The 24642-nt window shown below is 61.7% G+C and carries 25 protein-coding genes (1 of these 25 cut by a window edge); 15 read left to right on the top strand and 10 right to left on the bottom strand.

What is annotated here, in order from left to right; translation table 11 throughout:
- Positions 1-133: 133 nt before the first annotated feature.
- The 7 genes from KU43P_RS24780 to trpE all read left to right on the top strand — a co-directional run bounded on the left by KU43P_RS24780 (position 134) and on the right by trpE (position 7761).
- A complete protein-coding gene (locus tag KU43P_RS24780) occupies positions 134-1258 on the top strand; it encodes an ABC transporter ATP-binding protein (RefSeq protein WP_317660085.1) in 1125 nt (374 codons plus the stop codon).
- A gap of 40 nt (positions 1259-1298) precedes the next feature.
- Complete coding sequence (locus tag KU43P_RS24775) at positions 1299-2333, top strand: ABC transporter substrate-binding protein (RefSeq protein ID WP_317660084.1); 1035 nt, start codon at positions 1299-1301, stop codon at positions 2331-2333.
- A 90-nt stretch (positions 2334-2423) separates the two neighbouring features.
- Positions 2424-3671, top strand: a complete 1248-nt coding sequence (locus tag KU43P_RS24770; RefSeq protein ID WP_317660083.1) for an ABC transporter permease — start codon at positions 2424-2426, stop codon at positions 3669-3671.
- Positions 3672-3682: 11 nt separating this feature from the next.
- A complete protein-coding gene (locus KU43P_RS24765; protein WP_317660082.1) occupies positions 3683-4510 on the top strand; it encodes an ABC transporter permease in 828 nt (275 codons plus the stop codon).
- A gap of 209 nt (positions 4511-4719) precedes the next feature.
- Positions 4720-5394 (top strand): ribulose-phosphate 3-epimerase, encoded by a 675-nt coding sequence (gene rpe, locus KU43P_RS24760; protein ID WP_029885954.1) that lies wholly within the window; start codon positions 4720-4722, stop codon positions 5392-5394.
- Positions 5391-6209, top strand: coding sequence for a phosphoglycolate phosphatase (locus KU43P_RS24755; RefSeq protein ID WP_317660081.1), 819 nt, complete (start codon positions 5391-5393; stop codon positions 6207-6209). The genes rpe and KU43P_RS24755 overlap by 4 nt, the downstream gene beginning before the upstream one ends.
- 70 nt (positions 6210-6279) lie before the next feature.
- The gene (gene trpE, locus KU43P_RS24750; protein ID WP_317660080.1) at positions 6280-7761 is read left to right on the top strand and encodes an anthranilate synthase component I; all 1482 of its coding nucleotides are present in this window, start codon (positions 6280-6282) and stop codon (positions 7759-7761) included.
- Positions 7762-7861: 100 nt separating this feature from the next.
- Here trpE and estP read toward each other — a convergent pair whose 3' ends face one another.
- Complete coding sequence (gene estP / locus KU43P_RS24745; RefSeq protein ID WP_317660079.1) at positions 7862-9763, bottom strand: esterase EstP; 1902 nt, start codon at positions 9761-9763, stop codon at positions 7862-7864.
- Between the two features lie 359 nt (positions 9764-10122).
- Here estP and KU43P_RS24740 point away from each other — a divergent pair, with 359 nt between their 5' ends.
- From KU43P_RS24740 to KU43P_RS24725, 4 genes are all read left to right on the top strand, one after another.
- Positions 10123-10716, top strand: a complete 594-nt coding sequence (locus tag KU43P_RS24740; protein WP_317660078.1) for an aminodeoxychorismate/anthranilate synthase component II — start codon at positions 10123-10125, stop codon at positions 10714-10716.
- Positions 10717-10725: 9 nt separating this feature from the next.
- Positions 10726-11775: an anthranilate phosphoribosyltransferase gene (trpD, locus tag KU43P_RS24735; protein ID WP_317660077.1), complete on the top strand. Its 1050-nt coding sequence runs from the start codon at positions 10726-10728 to the stop codon at positions 11773-11775.
- The gene (trpC, locus tag KU43P_RS24730) at positions 11772-12605 is read left to right on the top strand and encodes an indole-3-glycerol phosphate synthase TrpC (protein ID WP_317660076.1); all 834 of its coding nucleotides are present in this window, start codon (positions 11772-11774) and stop codon (positions 12603-12605) included. The genes trpD and trpC overlap by 4 nt, the downstream gene beginning before the upstream one ends.
- Before the next feature lie 88 nt (positions 12606-12693).
- Positions 12694-13398 (top strand): biotin/lipoate A/B protein ligase family protein, encoded by a 705-nt coding sequence (locus KU43P_RS24725; RefSeq protein WP_317660075.1) that lies wholly within the window; start codon positions 12694-12696, stop codon positions 13396-13398.
- Here the strand turns inward: KU43P_RS24725 and crp are convergent.
- On the bottom strand, positions 13395-14039 hold the full coding sequence (gene crp / locus KU43P_RS24720; protein ID WP_317660074.1) for a cAMP-activated global transcriptional regulator CRP: 645 nt from the start codon (positions 14037-14039) through the stop codon (positions 13395-13397). The genes KU43P_RS24725 and crp overlap by 4 nt on opposite strands.
- A gap of 191 nt (positions 14040-14230) precedes the next feature.
- Here crp and KU43P_RS24715 point away from each other — a divergent pair, with 191 nt between their 5' ends.
- Positions 14231-14653, top strand: a complete 423-nt coding sequence (locus KU43P_RS24715) for an OsmC family protein (protein WP_004376171.1) — start codon at positions 14231-14233, stop codon at positions 14651-14653.
- A gap of 40 nt (positions 14654-14693) precedes the next feature.
- On the opposite strand, the gene KU43P_RS24710 is transcribed toward KU43P_RS24715, so the two are convergent.
- The 6 genes from KU43P_RS24710 to hemJ form a co-directional block, all read right to left on the bottom strand.
- Positions 14694-15734, bottom strand: coding sequence for a DUF2157 domain-containing protein (locus KU43P_RS24710; RefSeq protein WP_317660073.1), 1041 nt, complete (start codon positions 15732-15734; stop codon positions 14694-14696).
- 10 nt (positions 15735-15744) lie between these two features.
- On the bottom strand, positions 15745-16392 hold the full coding sequence (gene coq7, locus KU43P_RS24705) for a 2-polyprenyl-3-methyl-6-methoxy-1,4-benzoquinone monooxygenase (protein WP_317660072.1): 648 nt from the start codon (positions 16390-16392) through the stop codon (positions 15745-15747).
- A 66-nt stretch (positions 16393-16458) separates the two neighbouring features.
- On the bottom strand, positions 16459-16797 hold the full coding sequence (locus KU43P_RS24700; protein ID WP_003255518.1) for a histidine triad nucleotide-binding protein: 339 nt from the start codon (positions 16795-16797) through the stop codon (positions 16459-16461).
- A 63-nt stretch (positions 16798-16860) separates the two neighbouring features.
- The gene (locus KU43P_RS24695; RefSeq protein ID WP_317660071.1) at positions 16861-17643 is read right to left on the bottom strand and encodes an SDR family NAD(P)-dependent oxidoreductase; all 783 of its coding nucleotides are present in this window, start codon (positions 17641-17643) and stop codon (positions 16861-16863) included.
- 67 nt (positions 17644-17710) lie between these two features.
- Positions 17711-18667, bottom strand: coding sequence for an NAD(P)H-dependent flavin oxidoreductase (locus tag KU43P_RS24690; RefSeq protein WP_317660070.1), 957 nt, complete (start codon positions 18665-18667; stop codon positions 17711-17713).
- Positions 18668-18697: 30 nt separating this feature from the next.
- A complete protein-coding gene (gene hemJ, locus KU43P_RS24685; RefSeq protein ID WP_317660069.1) occupies positions 18698-19123 on the bottom strand; it encodes a protoporphyrinogen oxidase HemJ in 426 nt (141 codons plus the stop codon).
- A gap of 144 nt (positions 19124-19267) precedes the next feature.
- Here hemJ and argC point away from each other — a divergent pair, with 144 nt between their 5' ends.
- Together argC and erpA are read left to right on the top strand one after the other, a co-directional pair.
- Positions 19268-20302, top strand: coding sequence for an N-acetyl-gamma-glutamyl-phosphate reductase (gene argC, locus KU43P_RS24680; RefSeq protein ID WP_317660068.1), 1035 nt, complete (start codon positions 19268-19270; stop codon positions 20300-20302).
- Between the two features lie 145 nt (positions 20303-20447).
- Entirely contained in the window at positions 20448-20798 is a 351-nt protein-coding gene (erpA, locus tag KU43P_RS24675; RefSeq protein WP_317660067.1) for an iron-sulfur cluster insertion protein ErpA, read from the top strand.
- 60 nt (positions 20799-20858) lie between these two features.
- Here erpA and KU43P_RS24670 read toward each other — a convergent pair whose 3' ends face one another.
- Together KU43P_RS24670 and KU43P_RS24665 are read right to left on the bottom strand one after the other, a co-directional pair.
- Complete coding sequence (locus KU43P_RS24670; RefSeq protein WP_317660066.1) at positions 20859-21950, bottom strand: anhydro-N-acetylmuramic acid kinase; 1092 nt, start codon at positions 21948-21950, stop codon at positions 20859-20861.
- A 4-nt stretch (positions 21951-21954) separates the two neighbouring features.
- Entirely contained in the window at positions 21955-23373 is a 1419-nt protein-coding gene (locus tag KU43P_RS24665) for a peptidoglycan DD-metalloendopeptidase family protein (protein ID WP_317660065.1), read from the bottom strand.
- Between the two features lie 215 nt (positions 23374-23588).
- On the opposite strand from KU43P_RS24665, the gene tyrS reads away from it, so the two are divergent.
- On the top strand, positions 23589-24642 hold the 5' portion of the coding sequence (gene tyrS / locus KU43P_RS24660; RefSeq protein WP_317660064.1) for a tyrosine--tRNA ligase. Its footprint extends 146 nt past the window's final position; 1054 of the gene's 1200 nt are visible here — the first part of the coding sequence; it begins with the start codon at positions 23589-23591; the stop codon falls past the right edge of the window.

Raw genomic sequence — 24642 nt, 5'->3', positions numbered from 1 at the left:
ACAAGTGTGTAGGGCAATCCCTACACACCATCTTCCACCTGGATGATGGCATTCTCTCTTCAGCCCCGATTTCCGGGCGTTTGCTCTTGTTCTAGTCTTTTGCCACGCAGTCATCCAACAAGAAGGTGCAGGCATGAGCGAGGCGAATTCGAACGCGACCACTGGCGAAACGCTGGTCAGCTTCCGTGGTGTGCAGAAGAGCTACGACGGCGAATCGCTGATCGTGAAAGACCTCAACCTGGACATTCGCAAGGGTGAATTCCTCACCCTGCTCGGCCCTTCCGGTTCGGGCAAGACCACCAGCCTGATGATGCTCGCCGGTTTCGAAACCCCCACCGCTGGCGAAATCCAGCTGGCCGGTCGTTCGATCAACAACGTGCCGCCGCACAAGCGCGACATCGGCATGGTGTTCCAGAACTACGCGCTGTTTCCGCACATGACGGTGGCCGAGAACCTGGCCTTCCCCTTGAGCGTGCGCAACCTGAGCAAGACCGACATCAGCGAGCGGGTCAAGCGCGTGCTCAACATGGTTCAGCTCGACGCCTTCGCCAAGCGCTACCCCGGGCAGTTGTCCGGCGGGCAGCAGCAGCGGGTAGCGCTGGCTCGTGCCCTGGTGTTCGAGCCGCAACTTGTGCTGATGGACGAGCCGCTCGGCGCCCTCGACAAGCAGCTGCGCGAACACATGCAGATGGAGATCAAACACATCCACCAGCGCCTCGGCGTGACCGTGGTGTACGTGACCCATGACCAGGGCGAAGCGCTGACCATGTCCGACCGCGTGGCGGTATTCCACCAGGGCGAAATCCAGCAGATTGCCGACCCGCGCACGCTCTACGAGGAGCCGCGCAATACCTTCGTCGCCAACTTCATCGGCGAGAACAACCGTATTAACGGCACCCTGCTGGCCACTGACGGCAACCGTTGCCAGGTGCAACTGGCGCGGGGCGAGCGGGTCGAGGCACTGGCTGTGAATGTCGGCCAGGCCGGTGAGCCGGTAACCCTGTCGATACGCCCAGAGCGCGTGCGCCTCAACGGCCACAGCCAAAGCTGCGTCAACCGCTTCTCCGGCCGTGTGGCCGAGTTCATCTACCTGGGCGACCACGTGCGTGTGCGCCTGGAGGTCTGCGGCAAGGCCGACTTCTTCGTGAAGCAGCCGATCGCCGAGCTCGACCCGGCACTGGCCGTGGGCGATGTGGTACCGCTGGGCTGGGAGGTGGAGCACGCCCGCGCGCTCGATCCGATTGCCGAAGCCCACTGATGGATTGCTTCACCAACCCTGTACTGTGGAGAGAATAATAATGCGCAAGCAGTTGAAACTGACCGCCCTGGCCCTTGGCCTGTTCGCCGCCGGCCAGGCCATGGCAGCGGACCTGACCGTGGTCTCCTTTGGCGGCGCCAACAAGGCGGCCCAGGTCAAGGCGTTCTATGAGCCTTGGGAAAAGGCCGGCAAGGGCAAGATCGTCGCGGGCGAGTACAACGGTGAAATGGCCAAGGTCAAAGCCATGGTCGATACCAACAGCGTGTCGTGGAACCTGGTGGAAGTAGAATCGCCAGAGCTGGCCCGCGGTTGCGATGAAGGCATGTTCGAAGAACTCGACCCAGCCTTGTTCGGCAATGAGAGTGACTATGTGAAGGGCGCTATCCAGCCGTGCGGCGTGGGCTTCTTCGTCTGGTCCACAGTGCTGGCCTACAACGCCGACAAGCTCAAGACCGCGCCTACCAGCTGGGCCGATTTCTGGGACACGAAGAAATTCCCGGGCAAGCGCGGCCTGCGCAAAGGTGCCAAGTACACCCTCGAATTCGCGCTGATGGCTGACGGCGTGGCACCGAAGGATGTGTATCAGGTACTAGGCACCAAGGAAGGTGTGGACCGTGCCTTCAAGAAGCTCGACGAACTCAAGCCAAGCATCCAGTGGTGGGAAGCCGGTGCCCAGCCTCCGCAGTACCTGGCCTCGGGTGACGTGGTCATGAGTTCGGCTTACAACGGCCGCATCGCTGCGGTGCAGAAAGAAAGCAACCTGAAGGTGGTGTGGAACGGCGGTATCTACGACTTCGATGCCTGGGCCATTCCGAAAGGCGCGAAGGATGCGGACGAGGCGAAGAAATTTATTGCCTTCAGTGTGCAGCCAGAGCAGCAGAAGACCTATTCCGAAAACATCGCATACGGCCCGGCCAACTCCAAGGCTGTAAGCCTGCTGTCGGACGACGTGAAGAAAGACATGCCGACCACGCCTGAGAACATCGCCAATCAGGTGCAGATCGATGTGGCCTTCTGGGCCGACAACAGCGAGCAGCTGGAGCAACGCTTCAACGCCTGGGCGGCGAAGAAGTAAACGACATGGGGCCGCTGTGCGGCCCATCGTCGCAAGCCGGCGATGGGCTGCACGACAGCCCCAATTTCAGCCTGTTTTGCGGAGTTCGCCATGGCCATTGCAGTGCCCCTCAACGAAGGCGCAGGTCCAAGTCTCAAGCAGCGCCTCAAGCACGCCGAGCGGGTCAACCGCTGGAAGGCGCAGGCCCTGATCGCGCCACTTGCGCTATTTCTCCTGCTGGTCTTCCTGGTGCCGATTGCGGCGCTGCTGTACAAAAGCGTCGGCAACCCGGAAGTGGTTGGCGGCATGCCGCGCACGGTCCAATCCATCGCGCAGTGGGACGGTAAGAGCCTGCCGGGTGAAGAGGTCTACAAGGCCCTGAGCCAGGACTTGGCCGAATCCCGCAAGAACCAGACCCTGGGCGACCTGTCCAAGCGCCTGAACATGGAGCTCGCCGGCTACCGCAGCCTGTTGGCGAAAACTGCGCGGGCACTGCCGTTCAAGGCGGAGCCAGCCTCCTATAAGGACGCCCTGCAAACCCTCGACGAGCGCTGGGGCGACCCGGCCTACTGGCAGGCGATTCGCCGCAACACCAGTTCGGTGACCTCGTTCTACCTGCTGGCAGCACTCGATCACCGTATCGATGACCTCGGTGAACTGGCCAAGGCCACGCCCGACCAGGCCATTTACCTGGATATCTTTGCCCGCACCCTGTGGATGGGTGTGGTGATCACGGCCATCTGCCTGGTGCTGGCGTACCCGCTGGCCTACCTGCTGGCCAACCTGCCGACTCGGCAGAGCAACCTGCTGATGATCCTGGTGCTGCTGCCATTCTGGACTTCGATCCTGGTGCGGGTAGCGGCGTGGATCGTCCTGTTGCAGTCGGGCGGCCTGATCAACAGTGCGTTGATGGCCATGGGCATCATCGATCAACCGCTGGAACTGGTATTCAACCGCACCGGTGTGTACATCTCGATGGTGCACATCCTGCTGCCGTTCATGATCCTGCCGCTGTACAGCGTGATGAAGGGCATCTCACCCAGCTACATGCGGGCGGCCATCTCCCTGGGCTGCCATCCGTTCGCCAGCTTCTGGCGGGTGTATTTCCCGCAGACCTACGCAGGCGTTGGCGCCGGTTGCCTGCTGGTGTTCATCCTGGCGATCGGCTACTACATCACCCCGGCGCTGCTCGGCAGCCCCAACGACCAGATGGTCAGCTACTTCGTCGCCTTCTACACCAACACCAGCATCAACTGGGGCATGGCCACCGCACTGGGTGGGCTGTTGCTGCTGGCGACCGTGCTGCTGTACCTGATCTATAGCTGGCTGGTCGGCGCCAGCCGCCTGCGCCTGAGCTGAGGAGCCTTGTTATGTTGAGCCCATACATGTCGCCCGTGGAGCGGGTGTGGTTCTACAGCCTGCGAATCCTGTGCGGCCTGATCCTGCTGTTCCTGGTGTTGCCGGTGCTGGTGATCGTGCCGCTGTCGTTCAACAGTGGCAGTTTCCTGGTGTACCCACTGCAAGGCTTCTCGTTGCAGTGGTACCACGACTTCTTCGCCTCGGCGGAATGGATGCGAGCGCTGAAGAACAGCATCATCGTCGCTCCGGCGGCAACGCTTCTGGCCATGGTATTCGGTACCCTGGCGTCCATCGGACTGACCCGCGGCGATTTCCCGGGCAAGTCTCTGGTGATGGCGCTGGTGATTTCGCCAATGGTGGTGCCTGTCGTGATCATCGGCGTGGCCAGTTACCTGTTCTTCGCCCCGCTGGGCATGGGCAACAGCTTCATTTCGCTGATTCTGGTGCATGCGGTACTGGGCGTGCCTTTCGTCATCATCACCGTGTCGGCCACCTTGCAGGGGTTCAACTACAACCTGGTGCGGGCGGCTGCCAGCCTCGGTGCCTCGCCGCTGCTGACCTTCCGCCGGGTGACCTTGCCGCTGATTGCGCCTGGGGTGATTTCCGGTGCGCTGTTCGCCTTCGCCACGTCGTTCGATGAAGTGGTGGTGACGCTGTTCCTCGCTGGCCCGGAGCAGGCGACCTTGCCGCGGCAGATGTTCAGCGGCATTCGCGAGAACCTCAGCCCGACGATTGCGGCGGCGGCGACCTTGCTGATTGCCTTCTCGGTGGTGCTGTTGCTCACCCTGGAGTGGTTGCGTGGGCGCAGCGAGAAGCTGAGAACCCAGCAGCCTGCTTGATAGCTGTTGTCGGTACTGGCCCTATCGCCGGCAAGCCGGCTCCCACAGGGACAGCGGGCAATGCAGGTCCTGAGGGAGCCGGCTTGCCGGCGAGAGGACCAGTACGGGCAATAAAGTGGCACCCGTCGACACGGATTGATACCAATCAGCCTGTATCCAATTCCCTGAGTTACAATGCGCGCCACCGTGATTCTGCCAACAGGTGCGCCATGCAGCCCTACGCTATTGCCCCCTCCATTCTCTCCGCCGATTTCGCCCGCCTGGGCGAGGACGTCGACAAGGTGCTGGCCGCCGGGGCCGACATCGTTCACTTCGATGTGATGGACAACCACTATGTCCCTAACCTGACCATCGGCCCGATGGTCTGCACCGCCCTGCGCAAGTACGGCGTGACGGCACCGATCGACGTGCACCTGATGGTCAGCCCGGTCGATCGCATCATCGGCGACTTCATCGAAGCTGGCGCCACCTACATCACCTTCCACCCGGAAGCCTCGCAGCACATCGACCGTTCGCTGCAGCTGATCAAGGACGGCGGCTGCAAGGCCGGCTTGGTGTTCAACCCGGCGACCAGCCTGGATGCACTGAAGTACGTGATGGACAAGATCGACATGGTCCTGCTGATGAGCGTCAACCCAGGCTTCGGCGGTCAGAAGTTCATTCCTGGCACCCTCGACAAGCTGCGCGAAGCGCGTGCGTTGATCGACGCCAGTGGCCGTGATATCCGTCTGGAAATCGACGGTGGCGTCAACGTCAACAATATTCGCGAGATCGCTGCCGCTGGCGCCGACACCTTCGTGGCCGGCTCGGCCATCTTTAATGCCCCGGACTACCAGGAAGTCATCGCCAAGATGCGCGCCGAACTGGCCCAGGCGCGCCCATGAGCGGCTTCGAGCAGCTGTTCCCGGGGGCGCTGCCCAGGCTGGTGATGTTCGATCTGGACGGTACCCTGATCGACTCGGTCCCAGACCTGGCCGCTGCCGTGGACCGCATGCTGCTCGAACTCGGGCGCCCGCCCGCAGGTCTTGACGCGGTTCGTCACTGGGTCGGCAACGGTGCCCAGGTACTGGTGCGCCGGGCCCTTGCTGGTGGTATCGAGCACGGTGCCGTGGACGACGCGCTGGCTGAACAAGGCCTGGCGCTGTTCATGGAGGCCTATGCCGATAACCATGAACTCACCGTGGTCTACCCCGGCGTGAAGGACACCCTGCGCTGGCTGCAGAAACAGGGTGTGGAGATGGCGCTGATTACCAACAAGCCGGAGCGTTTCGTCGCCCCGCTGCTGGACCAGATGAAGATCGGCCGCTATTTCCGCTGGATCATCGGTGGCGACACACTGCCACAGAAGAAGCCCGACCCCGCTGCGCTGCTGCATGTCATGAAAATGGCTGGTGTCACGCCGGCGCAGTCGCTGTTCGTCGGCGACTCGCGCAGCGATGTGCTGGCGGCCAAGGCTGCCGGCGTCAAGTGTGTTGGCCTGAGCTATGGCTACAACCACGGCCGGCCCATCGATGAAGAATCCCCCAACCTGGTGATCGACGACCTGCGCGCGCTGCTCCCCGGTTGCGCAGACCCGGCCACTGGGATAACGTTGGCGGACCTTCAAGCCTCACAAGACAGAGAGTCCACCGTGGCGGTCACTGGCAAATTCTGGATGAAAGTCATCAAGGCCTTGGCCCGTTGGCGCTGGCGCGCCTGACTTCTGCCCGCCGGCGCCTGCCGGCCCGTCCGCTTGCCTGACCCTATTGCTGCTTGCCACGAGGCTACCCATGATCCGCGAAGAATTCCTGCGCCTGGCCGCTGCCGGCTACAACCGCATTCCCCTGGCCTGCGAAACCCTGGCCGACTTCGACACACCGCTGTCGATCTACCTGAAACTGGCTGACCAGCCGAACACCTACCTGCTCGAATCGGTGCAGGGCGGTGAGAAGTGGGGCCGTTACTCGATGATCGGCCTGCCTTCGCGTACCGTGATGCGTGTGCATGGCTATCACGTCAGCATCCTGCAGGATGGCGTCGAGGTGGAAAGCCATGACGTCGAAGACCCACTGGCCTTCGTCGAAACGTTCAAAGACCGCTACAAGGTCGCCGACATCCCTGGCTTGCCACGCTTCAACGGTGGCCTGGTGGGTTACTTCGGTTATGACTGCGTGCGCTATGTTGAAAAACGCCTGGGTGCCAGCCCGAACCCGGATCCGCTGGGCGTGCCGGATATCCTGCTGATGGTCTCCGATGCTGTGGTGGTGTTCGACAACCTGGCGGGCAAGATGCACGCCATCGTGCTGGTCGACCCGGCCGAGGAGCAGGCGTTCGAACAGGGTCAGGCGCGCCTGCAAGGTTTGCTGGAAACCCTGCGTCAGCCGATCACGCCACGCCGCGGCCTCGACCTCAGTGGCCCGGTGGCGGCCGAGCCGACATTCCGCTCCAGCTACACCCGTGACGATTACGAGAATGCGGTAGGGCGGATCAAGGAGTACATCCTGGCGGGTGATTGCATGCAGGTGGTGCCGTCACAACGCATGTCGATCGACTTCAAGGCAGCACCCATCGATCTGTACCGCGCGCTGCGCTGCTTCAACCCGACGCCTTACATGTACTTCTTCAACTTCGGCGACTTCCATGTGGTTGGCAGCTCGCCGGAAGTGCTGGTGCGGGTGGAAGACAACCTGGTCACCGTACGCCCGATCGCCGGTACTCGCCCGCGAGGGGCGACCGAAGAAGCGGACCGGGCGCTGGAAGACGACTTGCTGTCGGACGAAAAAGAGATTGCCGAGCACCTGATGCTCATTGACCTGGGCCGCAATGATGTAGGTCGGGTGTCGTCGACCGGCAGTGTGCGCCTGACCGAGAAGATGGTGATCGAGCGTTACTCCAATGTGATGCACATCGTGTCCAACGTCACCGGCCAACTGCGCCAGGGCTTGACCGCCATGGATGCACTGCGGGCGATTCTGCCGGCGGGCACCTTGTCGGGGGCGCCGAAGATCCGCGCAATGGAAATCATCGACGAGCTGGAGCCGGTCAAGCGCGGTGTTTACGGCGGTGCAGTGGGTTACTTCGCCTGGAACGGCAACATGGATACTGCAATTGCCATTCGCACGGCGGTGATCAAGGACGGTGAACTGCATGTGCAGGCCGGCGGCGGCATCGTTGCCGACTCGGTGCCGGCGCTGGAGTGGGAAGAAACCATCAACAAACGCCGGGCGATGTTCCGTGCTGTGGCGTTGGCCGAGCAGACTTCTGCAAAGTAAACAGACGGGCGCCCTGAGAAGCCTTTGAGAGCCGGCTTGCCGGCTCCCGCAGGTAAGCCACTGCCTGCAATGGCTGTGGTGTACTTGTGGGAGCGGCGATTCAAAAGTCGACGCTGACCCCCAGGCTCACCCCTTGTTGGGTCAGATCGTCACTCTTGCGCCAGTTGTAATGCCCCCGTAGATGCACCCCTGCCAACAACTCATGGCTCACCCCCAGGCTGGCTCTGGTGAGGTCGCTGTGCGGCGTGTACCCGGTCAGGGTGAAATCGTTGGCGGGTAGCGTTGTCAGGTGCAGAGTCACATCCTGTTGGTCATCCTCGAATTCATGCTCTTGTGCGACCTCGGCGATAAGCCTGGTATTCGCCAGCACTTGCACGCTCCCGAGCATCCCCACGCCCAGGCGCCGCGAAGTGCGATCCTGGTCATCGAAGCCCAAGGCCGTCGAACGCACGCTCTTCTCGTCATAACCATCCACTTTCACTCGGGCGTAATCGGCGCTGATGAACGGTGCCAGCTGCCAACTGCTGGCCTCGGTCGCCAGGTTGTATCCCAGCCGACCCGTCACAGCCCAGGCTTCGCCATCGGTGTCGCCTTTCTCGCTACGGTCATTCACGCCTAGCGCGAAGGTGCGCTTGAGGTCGCGGTAATCCAGATGCCCCGCCGTCAGCGCAGCATCGGCCCACCAACGGTCCTGACGGAACTGGGCGAAGGCTGTGGCCAGATAGCTGTCGAGCTTGTAGTCCGAATCCTGTTGGCCTGCTTCCAGTTTCTGCCGATAAACACCGCCAGCCAGCCCCAGACGCCAAGCATCAGTCAGCCGATAGCTACCTCCAAGGGTCAGGTTGTAGCCATGCCCGTTTGCACTGGCCGCGCTGCGCTGGTCATCGAAGTCCAGGAACTGGGCGCCAGCGCTGACGAAGGCCTGCCATTGCCCCACAGCCTGCCAGGGCGTCTGCCACTGGTTACGCAGCTCGTCCTGGTGAGCACGCAGGCTGGCGTGGCCCATTTCCGGCAGCAGTGTCAGTTCCCACGGGGCAGCAAGAATCGAGTAGGCGTAGTCGGCGATCAGCTGTTGGCCGGCGATGGTCGGGTGTACAGAGTCGTTGAACAGCAGCTTGGTTGGGTCGGGGGTGAGGCCGTTGATGCCGTACACAGGGTTTTCCACGCAGTTGCTGCCGCTGTAGCAGGTGCCCACGAGGTTCTGGCCGCCGGCCAGGCCGAAATCGGTCGGGTTGGCCAGTGCTTCGTTGAGCAATAGCGGAATGTTCAACGGAATGATCTCGGCGTCGATCTGGCCGAGCTGGTTGATCAGCGACTGGTTGAATACGCCGGAGAGTTGCGACAGTGGGTTCTGCAAGGGCGTACCGCTGAAGTTTGGCGTCTGGCCCAGGTCGGGCAGCAGCCAGACCATGATGTAGCGTGCGCCACCCTGCTGCAGGGCCTGGGCACTGGCCGCCAGGCGAGCACCGGCAGCTGCGGCATCGGCGGGGGTGTTGACCAGACCTTGAAGGAAGTCGTTGCCCCCGCCGGTCAGGTAGTAGAGCGCATCGGGGTCGGCCCGCAGGCCGTTGGCGAGGTAGCCCGGCCGCTCCCGCAGCACCGTCCCGGCCCCTGGTTGGCCGGGAGGGATGACTGTTTCGGAGGTATTGGTGATCGATGCCAGGATCTGTTCGGTGGTATAGCCGCCGACGGCCCAGTTGTTGCCGTCGGGTAGACCCTGGGCCGCGTTGCCGGGTGATGTCGACGGGCCCAGTTCGCTGGCGCCGAAGCCCAGTTTGCTACCGAGAATCATCGGAGATACGGGTGCGAAATTGCCCTGAGCATCACGGTTGGTGAAGCGTGAACCTGATGTACCGCCCGTCAGGTCGGGAAATTGCCCGGCATCGCTGAGGCTGTCTCCGAACACGATCAGGGTGGAGTAAGGGGAGGGGGTCGCGAGTGCCTGGCCACACGCCAGAGCCAGCGAGGCAAGGGCGAAACTCAGCAGCGGAGCTTTGCGCATCGGTGAACATCCTTTTCATTGTTTTTATGGAAGCAACCCGATCGACCTTAGCAAATCGCCGGGCAAGCCTTCCAAGTCCATTCGTTTCCCCGTGTTTACGGGCATATTGCGCCCGCCGCGCCGGTAAGCTACTGTGCCGGGACGTATGAGCGAGACCTATCCCGTGTTGATCGTCAGCAAACTCTTGATGCGCGTAATCAAGGCCCACGCCCGTTGGCGTTGGCGCGCCTGACTTTATCCCCTGCCGGCCCGTCCGGCCCGCCCCCGTTTACCTTCCTGTTTGCTTGAACATCCACTGCCTATGCGCGTGGCCGGGGAAGGTTCGAATTCAAAGTCAGTAGATTCAAGAGGTTCAACCGATGTTACTGATGATCGACAACTACGACTCATTCACCTACAACGTCGTGCAGTACCTTGGCGAGCTGGGTGCCGAGGTGAAGGTCATTCGCAACGATGAAATGTCCATTGCCGACATCGAAGCCCTCAACCCCGAGCGCATCGTCGTTTCTCCGGGCCCATGCACGCCAAGCGAAGCAGGTGTATCCATCGAGGCCATCCTGCATTTTGCCGGCAAACTGCCAATCCTCGGCGTGTGCCTGGGCCACCAGTCCATCGGCCAGGCGTTCGGTGGTGACGTGGTGCGCGCCCGCCAGGTGATGCACGGCAAGACCAGCCCGGTCTACCACCGCGACCTTGGCGTTTTCGCCAGCCTCAACAACCCGCTGACGGTGACCCGCTACCATTCCCTGGTGGTCAAGCGCGAGACGCTGCCCGATTGCCTGGAAGTGACCGCCTGGACCGCCCACGATGATGGCTCGGTCGACGAGATCATGGGGCTGCGTCACAAGACGCTGAATATCGAAGGGGTACAGTTCCACCCCGAGTCCATCCTCACCGAGCAGGGCCACGAGCTGTTCGCCAACTTCCTCAAGCAGACCGGCGGCCGCCGCTAAGGATCGAACATGGATATCAAGAGCGCGTTGAGCCGTATCGTCGGCCACCTGGACCTGAGCACCGAGGAAATGCGCGATGTGATGCGCCAGATCATGACTGGCCAGTGCAGCGAAGCGCAGATCGGTGCCTTTCTGATGGGCATGCGCATGAAGAGCGAGAGCATCGACGAAATCGTCGGCGCGGTATCGGTCATGCGCGAGCTGGCCGACAAGGTCGAACTGAAAAGCCTCGATGGCGTGGTCGATATCGTTGGTACCGGCGGTGACGGCGCCAACATCTTCAACGTTTCCACTGCCTCTTCTTTCGTCCTGGCGGCAGCGGGTTGCACGGTTGCCAAGCACGGCAACCGCGCGGTGTCCGGCAAGAGCGGCAGCGCCGACCTGCTGGAGGCCGCAGGTATCTACCTGAACCTGACGCCCGTCCAGGTTGCACGCTGCATCGACAGCCTCGGCATCGGCTTCATGTTCGCGCAGAGCCATCATACTGCGATGAAGTACGCCGCCGGCCCGCGTCGTGATCTGAGCCTGCGTACCTTGTTCAACATGCTCGGCCCGCTTACGAATCCGGCCGGAGTGAAGCATCAGGTGGTAGGCGTGTTCACCCAGGCGCTGTGCCGCCCGCTGGCCGAAGTGCTTCAGCGCCTGGGCAGCAAGCATGTGCTGGTGGTGCATTCGAAGGACGGCCTGGACGAGTTCAGCCTGGCCGCGCCGACGTTCGTTGCCGAACTGAAGAACGATGAAATCACCGAATACTGGGTCGAACCGGAAGACCTCGGCATGAAGAGCCAGAGCCTGCATGGCCTGGCCGTCGAGAACCCGCAAGCTTCGCTGGAGTTGATCCGCGACGCTCTGGGCCGCCGCAAGACTGAAAATGGCCAGAAAGCGGCCGAGATGATTGTGCTCAACGCAGGCGCGGCATTGTATGCCGCAGACCACGCCATGAGCCTCAAGGCCGGTGTGGAACTGGCCCACGACGTTCTGCACACCGGGTTGGCCTGGGAGAAACTGCAGGAGTTGGGTGCCTTTACGGCGGTATTCAAGGTGGAGAACGAAGCATGAGTGTGCCGACGGTGCTGGAAAGGATCATTGCCCGTAAATTCCAGGAAGTGGCCGAACGCAGCGCGCGCGTCAGCCTTGCCGAGCTGGAGCGCCTTGCCAAGGCCGCCGATGCGCCGCGTGGTTTCGCCAATGCCCTGATCGAACAGGCCAAGCGCAAGAAGCCGGCAGTCATCGCCGAGATCAAGAAGGCTTCGCCGAGCAAAGGTGTGATCCGCGAGAACTTCGTGCCTGCGGACATTGCTGTCAGCTATGAGAAAGGCGGAGCGACCTGCCTGTCGGTGCTGACCGATGTGGATTACTTCCAGGGCGCTGACGAGTACCTGAAGCAGGCCCGTGCCGCAGTATCGCTGCCGGTGATCCGCAAGGATTTCATGGTCGACCCGTACCAGATCGTCGAAGCCCGTGCACTCGGTGCCGACTGCGTGCTGCTGATCGTGTCGGCGCTGGATGATGTGAAGATGGGCGAATTGGCCGCTACCGCCAAGGACGTCGGCCTGGACGTCCTCGTCGAAGTGCATGACGGTGATGAGCTTGAGCGTGCCTTGAAGACACTCGACACACCGTTGGTGGGTGTCAACAACCGTAATCTGCACACCTTCGATGTCAGCCTGGAAACCACCCTCGATTTGTTGCCGCGTATTCCGCGTGATCGCCTGGCCATTACTGAAAGCGGCATTCTCAATCGTGCGGATGTCGAGCTGATGGAAATCAACGAGGTGTACTCGTTCCTGGTCGGCGAGGCGTTCATGCGGGCCGAGCAGCCAGGGCTGGAGTTGCAGCGGCTGTTCTTCCCTGATCAGGTGAAGAAGAATGTTCAGCAACTGGACTGATTGAAACGAAGCCGGCTCACGCCGGCTTTTTTGTATGTCTGCTCCGACCTCTTCGCGGGGCAAGTAGCAACCACATCAAAGGTGGACAATGACTGACCAACCTCTGGCGCTGACCGTCGAACAGGGCCTTCACGCCGAACAGGAGTTGCTGGCCGCCGTCTGCCGCGGCGAGCATGAAAGTGGTGTGCTGTTCTGGCGCCCGACCGACCACGCTCTGGTCATGCCCCGGCGCATGAGCCGCCTGGACAACTTCGAAGCCGCCTGCTCGGAACTGGCCATCGCAGGCTGGCCGGTGTTGTTGCGCGAAACCGGCGGAGAGCCTGTGCCTCAGTCCCACTCGACGGTGAACGTTGCGCTGGTGTATGTCGCCCCGCGCAGCGAAGGCGACCACGGCCGTATCGAAAACGCCTATGAGCGCCTTTGCCTGCCACTGTGCGATGTATTGCGTGAATGGGGTGGTGTGGCTTCGGTGGGTGAGATCGATGGCGCCTTCTGTGATGGTCGTTACAACGTCAACCTGAACGGTCGCAAGCTGGTTGGTACGGCGCAGCGCTGGCGCCAGGGGCTGGGCGGCAAGCGCCCGGTCGTACTGGTACATGGCGCGCTGCTGCTGGATAACGAGCGCGAGTCGATGGTCGCTGCGGTCAACCGTTTCAATGAATGTTGCGAACTTGACCAGCGCTGCCGTGCCGATAGCCATATCGCACTGCACGAAGTCGTGCCCGAGGCGCCTTGGTTCGAAAGGTTGTCACGGGCCTACAACGATGTGCTGGCGGCGCTGCCCAAGGATTAACGGGTGCCGTAGACCACCATGGTCTTGCCTTTGACCTGCACCAGGCTGCGCTCTTCGAGATCCTTGAGGACGCGGCCGACCATCTCCCGCGAACAGCCGACGATGCGGCCGATTTCCTGGCGGGTGATCTTGATCTGCATGCCATCCGGGTGGGTCATCGCATCCGGCTGCTTGCACAGGTCGAGCAGGCAACGGGCAACCCGGCCGGTCACATCGAAGAAGGCCAGGTCGCCGACCTTGCGCGTGGTATTGCGCAGGCGCTGAGCCATCTGGCTGCCGAGGGCATAGAGGATTTCAGGGTCCTGGCGGGTCAGCTCGCGAAACTTGTCATAGCTGATCTCTGCCACTTCACATTCGGTCTTGGCACGTACCCAGGCACTACGCTGCTGGTCGCTGTTCGCTGGCTCGAACAACCCCAGTTCACCGAAGAAATCGCCATTGTTGAGGTAGGCGATGATCATCTCGTGACCTTCGTCGTCCTCGATCAGGATGGTTACTGAGCCCTTGATGATGAACGACAAGGTTTCGGCACGATCACCGGCACAGATGATGTTGCTCTTGGCGGTGTAGCGGCGGCGCTGGCAATGCACCAGCAGCTTGTCGATGTTCTTGATCTTGGCGGGTAGGGCTGAGGCAACCATCACGAAATCCTGTTCGATGCGACGCATAGGCTCTTGTTAGTCATTGCTTGACGCGACGCGCCAGTCAATTGGCGCCAGCTTATCAGACACTGCAGGATGTTTCGGCACAAATGCGACGTGCATTGAGCTTTTCCGACAGCCATACAAGGCTTAAGCTGACACCCTTTTGCGAATTCCAGGAGTAAGGACAGATGAAGGCACGCATCCAGTGGGCCGGTGAAGCGATGTTCCTCGGCGAATCGGGGAGCGGCCATGTGGTGGTGATGGATGGCCCGCCTGAGGCTGGCGGCCGTAACCTGGGCGTGCGCCCGATGGAAATGCTCCTGCTCGGCCTGGGTGGCTGCAGCAGCTTCGACGTGGTGAGCATTCTGAAGAAATCCCGGCAGGCGGTGGAGAGCTGCGAAGCCTTTCTTGAAGCCGAGCGCGCCAGTGAGGACCCGAAAGTCTTCACCAAGATCCACATGAACTTCGTGGTCAAAGGCCGTGGGCTGAAAGAGGCTCAGGTCAAGCGTGCGGTGGAGCTGTCGGCGGAGAAGTATTGCTCGGCGTCGATCATGCTGGAGCGAGCGGGTGTGGAAATCACCCACGGGTACGAGATTGTAGAGCTGGGTTGATCCTGATTTTTCCGGGGCCGTGAAGCGGCTCCGGCATTCTTCAATTGCGCAAGGCTGGCAAGGCCACCAGCAACCACCCCGGTAGCCGGCGCCTTACGGCCTGGCTCAACTGCTCCCGCCGCTTCTGATACCCCAGCCCTAAGCCGATGACACCGAGTCCGATCAGCGTCAGCACCACCGGGAACAGCAGCGATTCGGCAAACACCTCGTAAGACAGATAGCCGAGATAGGCCGCCACCCCCAGCGCCCCGAACACCATGAACACCGGCCGACGAAGCAGCACAGCCATGCCCATCAGGCCGAGGTTGATCAGGCAGTACAGCGCCTTGCCCAGTTCGCTGTCGCTTTCCATCATCGTCAACCCGCCCCAGAACGCTGCCAGTCCCGCCAGGTAACCCCAGTGGGCATAGTCCTCGCGGGTACGGCCGTCGATAAGCAGAAACACCAGCAACAACCCCAGCCCGAACCACAGCGAAACCGTGCGTCGCTGCTCCCAGCTGAACGACGAGCCAAATATCCACTCGCTCAGGTCCATCGACATGAACCACAGCGCGATCGCAATGGGCATCACGATGAATGGATAGGGAATCAGCCGCAGCATCAGCAAGCCGGCGAGCACCGTGGCTAACTCCATCACCAGCCAGCCACCCTGAACGTAGGTGTAGTACTGGTGATAGTCAGTTTGTGCATCGTCCAGCGGCCACCAGCCAGCCAGCCGTTCGAGGGCGAACACTGCTAATGGCACAATGCTCACTGCCACGGCCGCCAGCACGCCAGCGGCAACGGGTTGCTGGCGCCTCTGCAGGTTCAGTGCGAAGACGGTTAGCAAGGCGATGTACAAGGCAGCGATGGCCATCAGGGCCCAGTCGCCGATGCGCATCCAGGCCTCGGTGAGCAGCCAGCCCATGGCGCCCATTATCAGCAGGGCGCCGAAGTAGAAGGCAACGTGAGCCAGCTGAAAACTGCCGCGCGAGGCGGGCTGATGACGCAGGAAGTCCAGCAGGGCCTGGTCCTGGCCCGGCTGGAGAATGCCGGCTTGCACGGCTCGCGCCAGATCCTTGGCGTCTATGCGGTCCGTCATGGGCGTGCCCTTAAATGCGGTAGGTGCTCTTGGTCATGACCTTGGCCATCAAGCTCATGCCGAAGCGTACCGGAGCGGGGAAGCGATAGCCGCCGGCCTCGAGAGCCGACTCGGCGTGATGCTCTTCATCCACGCGCATCTGTTCGAGGATTGCGCGGGATTTTTCATCTTCGTGGGGAATCTGTTCGAGGTGTTCGTCCAGGTGCTTGCATACTTGGTGCTCGGTAGCGGCGACGAAACCCAGGCTGACCTTGTCGCTGACCAGGCCGGCAAGAGCGCCGATGCCGAAGGACATGCCATAGAACAGCGGGTTGAGCACGCTTGGGTGGCTGCCGAGCTGGCGGATGCGCTGTTCGCACCAGGCCAGGTGGTCGACTTCTTCCTCGGCTGCATGTTCCATCGCCTTGCGCACCTGCGGCAGCTTGGCAGTCAGGGCCTGGCCCTGGTAGAGCGCCTGGGCGCAGACTTCGCCGGTATGGTTGATGCGCATCAGCCCGGCCACATGGCGGGTTTGGTTCTCGTCCAGTTCGACATCCGGCTGGATGATGGCCGGGGAGGGCCGGGACGGTTGGCCGCTGAAGGGCAGCAAGGTGCGCATGGCGGTATCTGCCTGCAGCAACAAGCGGTCGAGCGGCGAATAGTGACGTTCGGTGGCCATCGGGCACCTCCGCTGAAGTGATGCCCGACAGTTTACCTCAATCGCCCGGGAGGGGCTTGCCTTGGGTCAGCCCGGTGGCCAGTTCATCTGGCGTTGGCCGAGCACATGCATATGGATGTGGTAGACGGTCTGGCCACCCTTCGGGTTGCAGTTCATGACCACGCGGAAACCTTCTTCACAACCTTGCTCGACGGCCAGGCGCTGGGCAGTGAACAGGATATGGCCGGCCAGGGCCTTGTCCTCTTCGGTCAGGTCGTTGAGGGTGCGGATGTGTTTCTTCGGGATGACCAGAAAGTGTACTGGCGCCGCGGGGGCGATATCCTTGAAGGCCAGAATCTGGTCGTCTTCGTAGATGATATCCGCCGGGATTTCCCGGTTGATGATTTTGAGGAATAAATCGTCCACAGCACTTGCTCCATGGTGAGGGTCGGGCCGAGTGTACTCAGCAAGACGCCGCTCGCCCAGAGGCTATTCCATGCCGACCGGGCAGTAACGGCGGTGAATGAAGCCTGCCAACTTGCGCGCCAGCCAGCGCGGCAACAGGCGCGGGGCGAAGGCCAGCCAGCGGTTGCGCCGCACTGGCATGATCAGGGCGCGGTTCTTTGCCAGGGCGCGCACGGTGTACAGGGCCACTTCCTCGGGACTCAGGCAGCGGCTGTTGCCGTCGAGCCGTGGAATGCGCCGAAGTGCCGAACGCACCGGGCCAGGGCACAGTACCGAAACCTTGATGCCGGTGGGCTTGAGCTCTTCGCGCAGTGCTTCGCTGAAACTCAGCACATACGCCTTGCTTGCCGCGTAGGTGGCCATCCAGGGGCCGGGCGCAGCAGCAGCCAGGCCGGCCACATTGAGGATCTGCCCGCCACCTTGCACCGCCATCAGGTTGCCGATGGCGTGGCAGAGGCGGCTCAAGGCAAGGATGTTGACCTCAAGCAGGTCCTGCTCATCAGCCCATTCGTGGGCCAGGAATGGGCCATAGGTGCGTTGGCCGGCGCAATTTACCAGCAGGTCGATGCGTCGCTCGCCCTCTTCCAGCTCGAGCACGAAACCTGACAGGCGCAGCGGCTGGCTCAGATCGCAGGCGCGAAACAGTACCTCGACGCCGAAGCGCTGGGTCAGCTCGATGGCTACCGGCTCCAGTGTTTCGCGATGGCGTGCCACCAGGATCAGATTGCGCCCACGCCGCGCCAGGGCTTCCGCCAGGGCCAGGCCCAGGCCGCTGGAAGCACCGGTGATCATGGCGTAACGGGTCATGCAAGGCTCCTGGGGGCTGAAGAGGGCGCTTAGTGTACAACTTGGCCAGGCAAGGTGTTGCCTTTTGCTACAAGGCCTTGACGCTTAATGACTGGCTGCGTTCGAGCGCTGCATGGTACTCACCGTGAAGGCGCTCGATCAGTGTGGCAGTAGTGGGCAGGTCATGGATCTCGCCTACGCCCTGGCCGGCAGACCAGACGGTCTTCCACACTTTCGCTTCGTCATCGAGGGGCTTGAGCTTGCCCTGTTCGTGCCCCGCTTTCAGCGCCGCCATGTCGTAACCGGCCTGTTCCAGGCTTGGCCGCAGGAAGCTCGCCGGTATGCCCGAAACCGCAGGCGTGTGAATGATGTCAGCGGCTTGGGCATCGAGCAGCATCTGTTTGTAGGCATCCTGCGCATGGCTTTCGCGGGTGGCGATGAAACGAGTGCCCATGTAGGCCAGGTCGGCCCCCAGCAACTGGGCAGCCAGAATCTCGTGGCCGTGGTTGATGCAACCAGCCAGTAACAGGGTCTTGTCGAAGAACTGGCGAATTTCGGCCGCCAGGGCGAACGGGCTCCAGGTACCGGCATGCCCGCCAGCGCCCGCCGCCACCGCGATCAGGCCATCGACGCCGGCCTCGGCAGCTTTTTCTGCATGCCGGCGGGTAGTCACGTCATGGAACACGAGGCCGCCGTAGTTGTGTACCGCATCCACCACTTCCTTCACCGCACCCAGGCTGGTGATGACGATCGGCACACGATGCTCCACGCACAGTGCCAGGTCTGCCTGCAGGCGTGGGTTGGTGGGGTGAACGATCAGGTTCACGGCATAGGGAGCGGGTTCATGCAGCTTTGCCAGGCCGGCCTCGATCTCTTCGAGCCAGGCCTTGAAACCGGCACTGTCGCGCTGGTTCAGGGCCGGGAAGCTGCCCACGATGCCATTACCACAGCAGGCCAGGACCAGATCAGGGTTGGATATCAGGAACATGGGGGCGGCGACCACGGGCAAGCGCAGGCGTTGTTCGAGCGAGGCAGGCAAAGACATGGGCAAGGCTCCAGTGCAGAACGATGTGTGTCAGAACGGTTTGACCACCACGAGGATCACGATGCCCAAGAGGAACAGCACCGGCACTTCGTTGAACCAACGGTAGTAGACGTGACCGCGAGTATTGGTACCGCTGGCGAAGCGTTTGCGTTGAGCGCCGCATACGTGGTGGTAGCCAGTCAGCAGGATCACCAGGGTCAGCTTGGCATGCAGCCAGCCTTGGCTCAGCCAGCCGGGCGTGAGGTATAGCATCCAGGCTCCGAACACATATGTGGCGATCATTGCCGGGTTCATGATGCCGCGGTACAGCTTGCGCTCCATGGTGACGAAGCGTTCCTGGCTGATGCTGTCCTGGCTTTGGGCGTGGTAGACGAACAGACGAGGCAGGTAGAACAGGCCGGCGAACCAGCAGACCACGCTGACGATATGCAGCGCTTTGATCCATAGATAAAGCATGGAGGGAGTTCCTTCAGGTTTTCACGGTCGTCAGATAGTAGAGGCCAAGTGCCCGAAGGGTCACCCGAAGAGTTGTTACAGGCGCCTGGCCCCCCTATTATCGTGCGCTTTCCAGTCGGCTCGTTGATAAAAGGGGCAAGCGTTATGATCAAGGTCGGTATCGTCGGCGGCACGGGTTACACCGGCGTCGAACTGTTGCGTCTGCTGGCGCAGCATCCACAGGCCGAAGTGGCGGTCATCACTTCGCGTTCCGAAGCGGGCGTGGCGGTCGCCGACATGTATCCAAACTTGCGCGGCCACTACGACGGCCTGGCATTCAGTGTGCCGGACAGCAAGACCCTGGCGGCCTGCGACGTGGTGTTCTTCGCCACCCCGCACGGCGTTGCCCATGCGCTGGCTGGCGAGCTGCTTGCGGCTGGGACCAAAGTCATCGACCTGTCCGCCGACTTCCGCCTGCAGGACGCCACCGAGTGGGGCAAATGGTACGGTCAGCCGCACGGTGCGCCCGAGCTGCTCAAGGATGCGGTCTACGGCCTGCCGGAAGTGAACCGCGACAAGATCCGCGAAGCACGCCTGATCGCGGTGCCGGGCTGTTACCCCACCGCTACCCAGCTTGGTTTCCTGCCACTGCTCGAGGCTGGCTTGGCCGACCCGGCACGCTTGATCGCCGACTGCAAGTCGGGCGTCAGCGGTGCCGGCCGTGGTGCGGCCGTGGGTTCGCTGTTCTGTGAAGCTGGGGAAAGCATGAAGGCCTACGCGGTGAAGGGGCATCGCCATCTGCCGGAAATCAGCCAAGGCCTGCGCCTGGCTGCGGGCAAGGACATCGGCTTGACCTTCGTACCGCATCTGACCCCGATGATTCGTGGCATCCATGCCACCCTCTACGCGACCGTCGCCGATACCTCGGTCGACCTGCAGGCGCTGTTCGAAAAACGCTATGCCGATGAGCCGTTCGTCGACGTGATGCCGGCGGGCAGCCACCCGGAGACCCGCAGCGTACGTGGTGCCAACGTTTGCCGTATTGCCGTTCATCGCCCACAGGGTGGGGATCTGGTGGTGGTGCTGTCGGTGATCGACAACCTGGTGAAAGGGGCTTCAGGCCAGGCAGTGCAGAACCTGAACATCCTGTTCGGCCTGGACGAGCGCATGGGCCTGTCCCACGCTGGCCTGCTGCCGTAAGCGCAGGTTTGTCAAAGAGGCCCGCCCAGTGCGGGCCTTTTTGTCTGCCGCGACTAAAGCCGCACAATTCTTGACCGATTTTCTCGGAGAAGCGGATAATGCGCGTCATCGAGTTTTATGGCGGCACTGCGCCGGGAGAATCTACATGAGCGTCGAAACCTTCACCCCCACGGCTTTGGAATTCACCCAGGGGGCAGCGCAAAAGGTGAAGACCCTGGTTTCCGAGGAAGGCAACGATCGCCTGAAGTTGCGTGTGTTCGTGACTGGTGGCGGTTGCTCGGGCTTCCAGTACGGTTTCACCTTCGATGAAGATGTGGCCGAGGATGACACCATCGTCGAGCGCGAGGGTGTGTCCTTGGTGGTCGATCCGATGAGCTTCCAGTACCTGGCAGGCGCCGAGGTGGACTATCAGGAAGGTCTGGAAGGTTCGCGCTTCGTGATCAAGAACCCGAATGCATCCACTACTTGTGGCTGTGGTTCCTCGTTCTCGATCTGAAGCCGGATGATATGAAAACGCCGCGCACAAGCGCGGCGTTTTGCATTGTGAAATGGCCTGTCAGGCCGGGTAGATCGCACCGAGCACGCGTAGGCCCTTGGCGGCGGTGACGCTGGGGCGATTGGCGGCGATGCCTTCAAGGCAGCAATGGGCAAGCCAGGCAAAGGCCATGGCCTCGACCCAGTCCGGGTCGATACCGTGCGCGCCGGTACTGGCAACCTGAGCATTGGGCAGCAGCGCGGCAAGGCGAGCCATCAATCTTCCATTGCGGGCGCCACCGCCGCACACCAGCAAAGCTTCAGTGCCCAGCTGGGCGCTTAGCAGCGCGTCGATGATGCTGCGCGCCGTCAGTTCCAGCAAAGTGGCCTGAACGTCTTCGTCACGGTAGGCCGGCAGGCGGGCCAGGTGGCTATTCAACCAGGGCAGGTTGAATACCTCGCGGCCAGTGCTCTTCGGCCCGCTGCCGGCGAAGAACGGGTCGCTCGACAGCGCGTTCAGCAGGTCGGGCTGTACTACGCCGCTGGCCGCCCAGGCACCGTCTGCATCATAGGTATGGCCGCGCTTGTGCTCGATCCAGGCGTCCAGCAGTACATTGCCAGGGCCGCAGTCAAAACCCTGTACTGGGTTGTCCTGCTCGATCAGGCTCAAGTTGCTGAAACCACCAACATTGAGGATCGCCAGGCGCTTTCCAAGGTGGCTGAACAGGGTTTCATGGAAGGCTGGAACCAGCGGTGCACCCTGGCCCCCGGCGGCCACGTCGCGGCGACGGAAGTCGGCAACCACGCTGATGTTGGTGAGCTCGGCGAGCAATGCCGGGTTACCGATCTGCACAGTAAAGCCCTTGGCCGGTTCGTGGCGGATAGTTTGCCCATGGCTGCCGATCGCGCGGATATTGCCGGCTTGCAGGCCCTGGTTTGCCAGCAATCGCTGGATGCCTTCAGCCGCCAGGCTAGCCCAGCGGTTTTCCGCCAGGGCGGCACGAGCGATCTCGTCCGGGCCGCTGCTGCAAAGGCTGAGGAGCGCCTGTCGCAGGTCGGAGGGCATCGGTACGTAGTGAGTGGCGAGCAGTTCTGGCTGCTCGCCTTGTTCTATCAGGGCAATGTCCAGGCCATCGAGGCTGGTGCCGGACATCACCCCCAGGTAGAGCGCCATGAGGTCAGCGCTTGTTCGCTGCGAGCATGGTGGCCTTTTCCTGATCCATGCGGGCGATCAGGGGTTGGCTCTGCTGCAGGAACCGCTGGCGTTCGGCCTTGGCGATCGGGTCGGCCATAGGCACTTTCTGGCTCAGTGGGTCGACGTGCACGCCATTCACCTGGAACTCATAGTGCAGGTGCGGGCCCGTGGACAGGCCGGTGGTGCCGATGTAGCCGATGATCTGGCCCTGCTTCACATTGCTGCCGGTCTTGATGCCCTTGGCAAAGCCCTGCATGTGTCCGTAGAGCGTCTTGTAGCTGTTGCCGTGGGCAATGATCACCGTGTTGCCGTAGCCGCCGCGACGGCCCGCCAACTCGATGCGGCCGTCACCGGCAGCCTTGATCGGTGTGCCCCGGGGAGCGGCATAGTCGACGCCTTTGTGCGCACGGATCTTGTTCAGGATCGGGTGCTTGCGCCCGGCGGAGAAGCGCGAGCTGATGCGAGCGAAATCAACCGGAGTACGGATGAATGCCTTGCGCAGGCTATTGCCGTCGGCGGTGTAGTAGCTGGTGTTGCCCTGCTTGTTGGTGTAGCGCACGGCGGTGTAGGTCTTGCCGCGGTTGGTGAAGCGGGCGGAGAGGATGTTGCCGGTGCCGACCACCTTGCCGTCCATGACCTTCTGCTCGTAGACCACGTCGAACTCGTCACCCTGGCGGATGTCCTGGGCGAAGTCGATGTCGTAGCCGAGCACTTTGGCCATGTCCATGGTCATGCTGTGGGAAAGCCCCGCCCGTTGGGCCGAAGCTGACAGCGAACTCTTGATCACGCCGTGGGCGTAGGCGGTGCGCACCACCGGCTTGCTGATTTCACGATCGAAGGTAAAGCCCTTGGCGCTCTTGGTCAGGCGAATGGTTTCAAGGTTGCTGACCTTGCTGTGCAGGCTGGCCAGTTGGCCATCCTTGTCGAGTTCGAACTGAAGCACCTGACCATGCTTAAGCTGGCTGAATTGCTTGGCCTGCTTGTTGCTGGCCAACAGGTCATGGACCGCGTTGGCCGGCAGGCCTACCTTGGCGAACAGCGTCGACAAGGTGTCGCCTCGTGCCACCGTGACTTCGCGATGACTGGGGTCTTTGGCTTCTGGTTTCTGCTCGGCAGCAGGTGCTTCCTGGGCGGCTTGTTCGGTAGTGGGCTGCGCGCCTTCGATCTGCGCGAACGGCGTGCCCTGATCGCCCTCGACTTGTACCAGTGGGGCGGCGTTGGACTCGTCCTTTAATTGTTCGGCCGGGCTTTCCAGTTCCAGGCTGAGGGTAGTTTTCTTTGCTTCTACTTCGCTGGACGGAAATACCAGCAGGGCCAGGCTGAGCAGGGCGGCGATGCCGCTGGCGGCCAACAGATGGCTTTTCGGATAAAGCGGGGGCGCTTTAGGCGTTTCGTTGGTCATAGGTAAGGTGACTTTGAAGAAAAGTGAATATGGAAAAGATGAATGACATGATGAAGATGAAATAACTGTATAAAATATAACCAAATCCACTTTCACGCAAGGGCGCGTAGACGCCGCAACGCTGCGGTCAGGTCACATTCCATTGCGAAACTTGTATTTGATGGCCGATCTTGTATGGTTGGCTCCCCTTGAATCTGAGCCTAGCGGGTCTGTTTATGAAGTCGGTTGAAGAGCAGCTGGCGCTTATCAAGCGCGGTGCGGAAGAAGTGTTGGTCGAGTCGGAACTGGTGGAGAAGCTCAAGCGCGGCCAACCTCTGCGCATCAAGGCAGGCTTCGACCCAACTGCGCCCGATCTGCACCTGGGGCATACGGTGCTGATCAACAAGCTGCGCCAGTTCCAGGAGCTGGGGCATCAGGTGATCTTTCTGATCGGTGACTTCACCGGGATGATCGGTGACCCAAGCGGCAAGAGCGCCACGCGTCCGCCGCTGACGCGCGAGCAGGTGCTGGACAATGCCGAGACCTATAAGCAGCAGGTGTTCAAGATCCTTGACCCGGCCAAGACCGAAGTCGCCTTCAACTCCACCTGGATGGACAAGCTGACCCCGGCCGACTTCATTCGCCTGGCATCGCAGTACACCGTTGCGCGTATGCTCGAGCGCGATGACTTCGACAAGCGTTACACCACCAATCAGCCGATTGCCATTCACGAATTCCTTTACCCGCTGGTACAGGGCTACGACTCGGTAGCGCTGAGGGCTGACGTGGAATTGGGCGGCACCGATCAGAAGTTCAACCTGCTGATGGGGCGCGAGCTGCAGCGTGCCTACGGCCAGGAGGCGCAGAACATCGTGACCATGCCGCTGCTCGAGGGGCTGGACGGCGTGAAGAAGATGTCCAAGTCGCTGGGCAACTACGTCGGCATCCAGGAGGCGCCTGGAGTGATGTACAGCAAGCTGGTGTCGATTCCGGACACGCTGATGTGGCGTTACTTCGAGTTGCTGAGCTTCCGCTCGATGGAAGAGATCGAGCAGTTCCGTGTCGATGTGGCTAATGGCGCCAACCCGCGTGATATCAAGATCAAGCTTGCGGAAGAGATCGTTGCGCGTTTCCATGGCGAAGAGGCTGCGGCCAATGCTCACCGCGCGGCGGGTAACCGTATGAAGGAAGGTGAGTTGCCAGAAGACTTGCCTGAGGTTGAGGTTGCGGCGGCAGAAAGCTTGCCGATCGCTGCGGTGCTGAATCGCGCAGGCCTGGTTAAGAATTCCG

This window comes from Pseudomonas sp. KU43P (genome assembly GCF_033095865.1).
Lineage (GTDB): Bacteria > Pseudomonadota > Gammaproteobacteria > Pseudomonadales > Pseudomonadaceae > Aquipseudomonas.
Note: the sequence above shows the minus strand (reverse complement) of the source record. Positions and strands in the feature narration are given on the sequence as shown.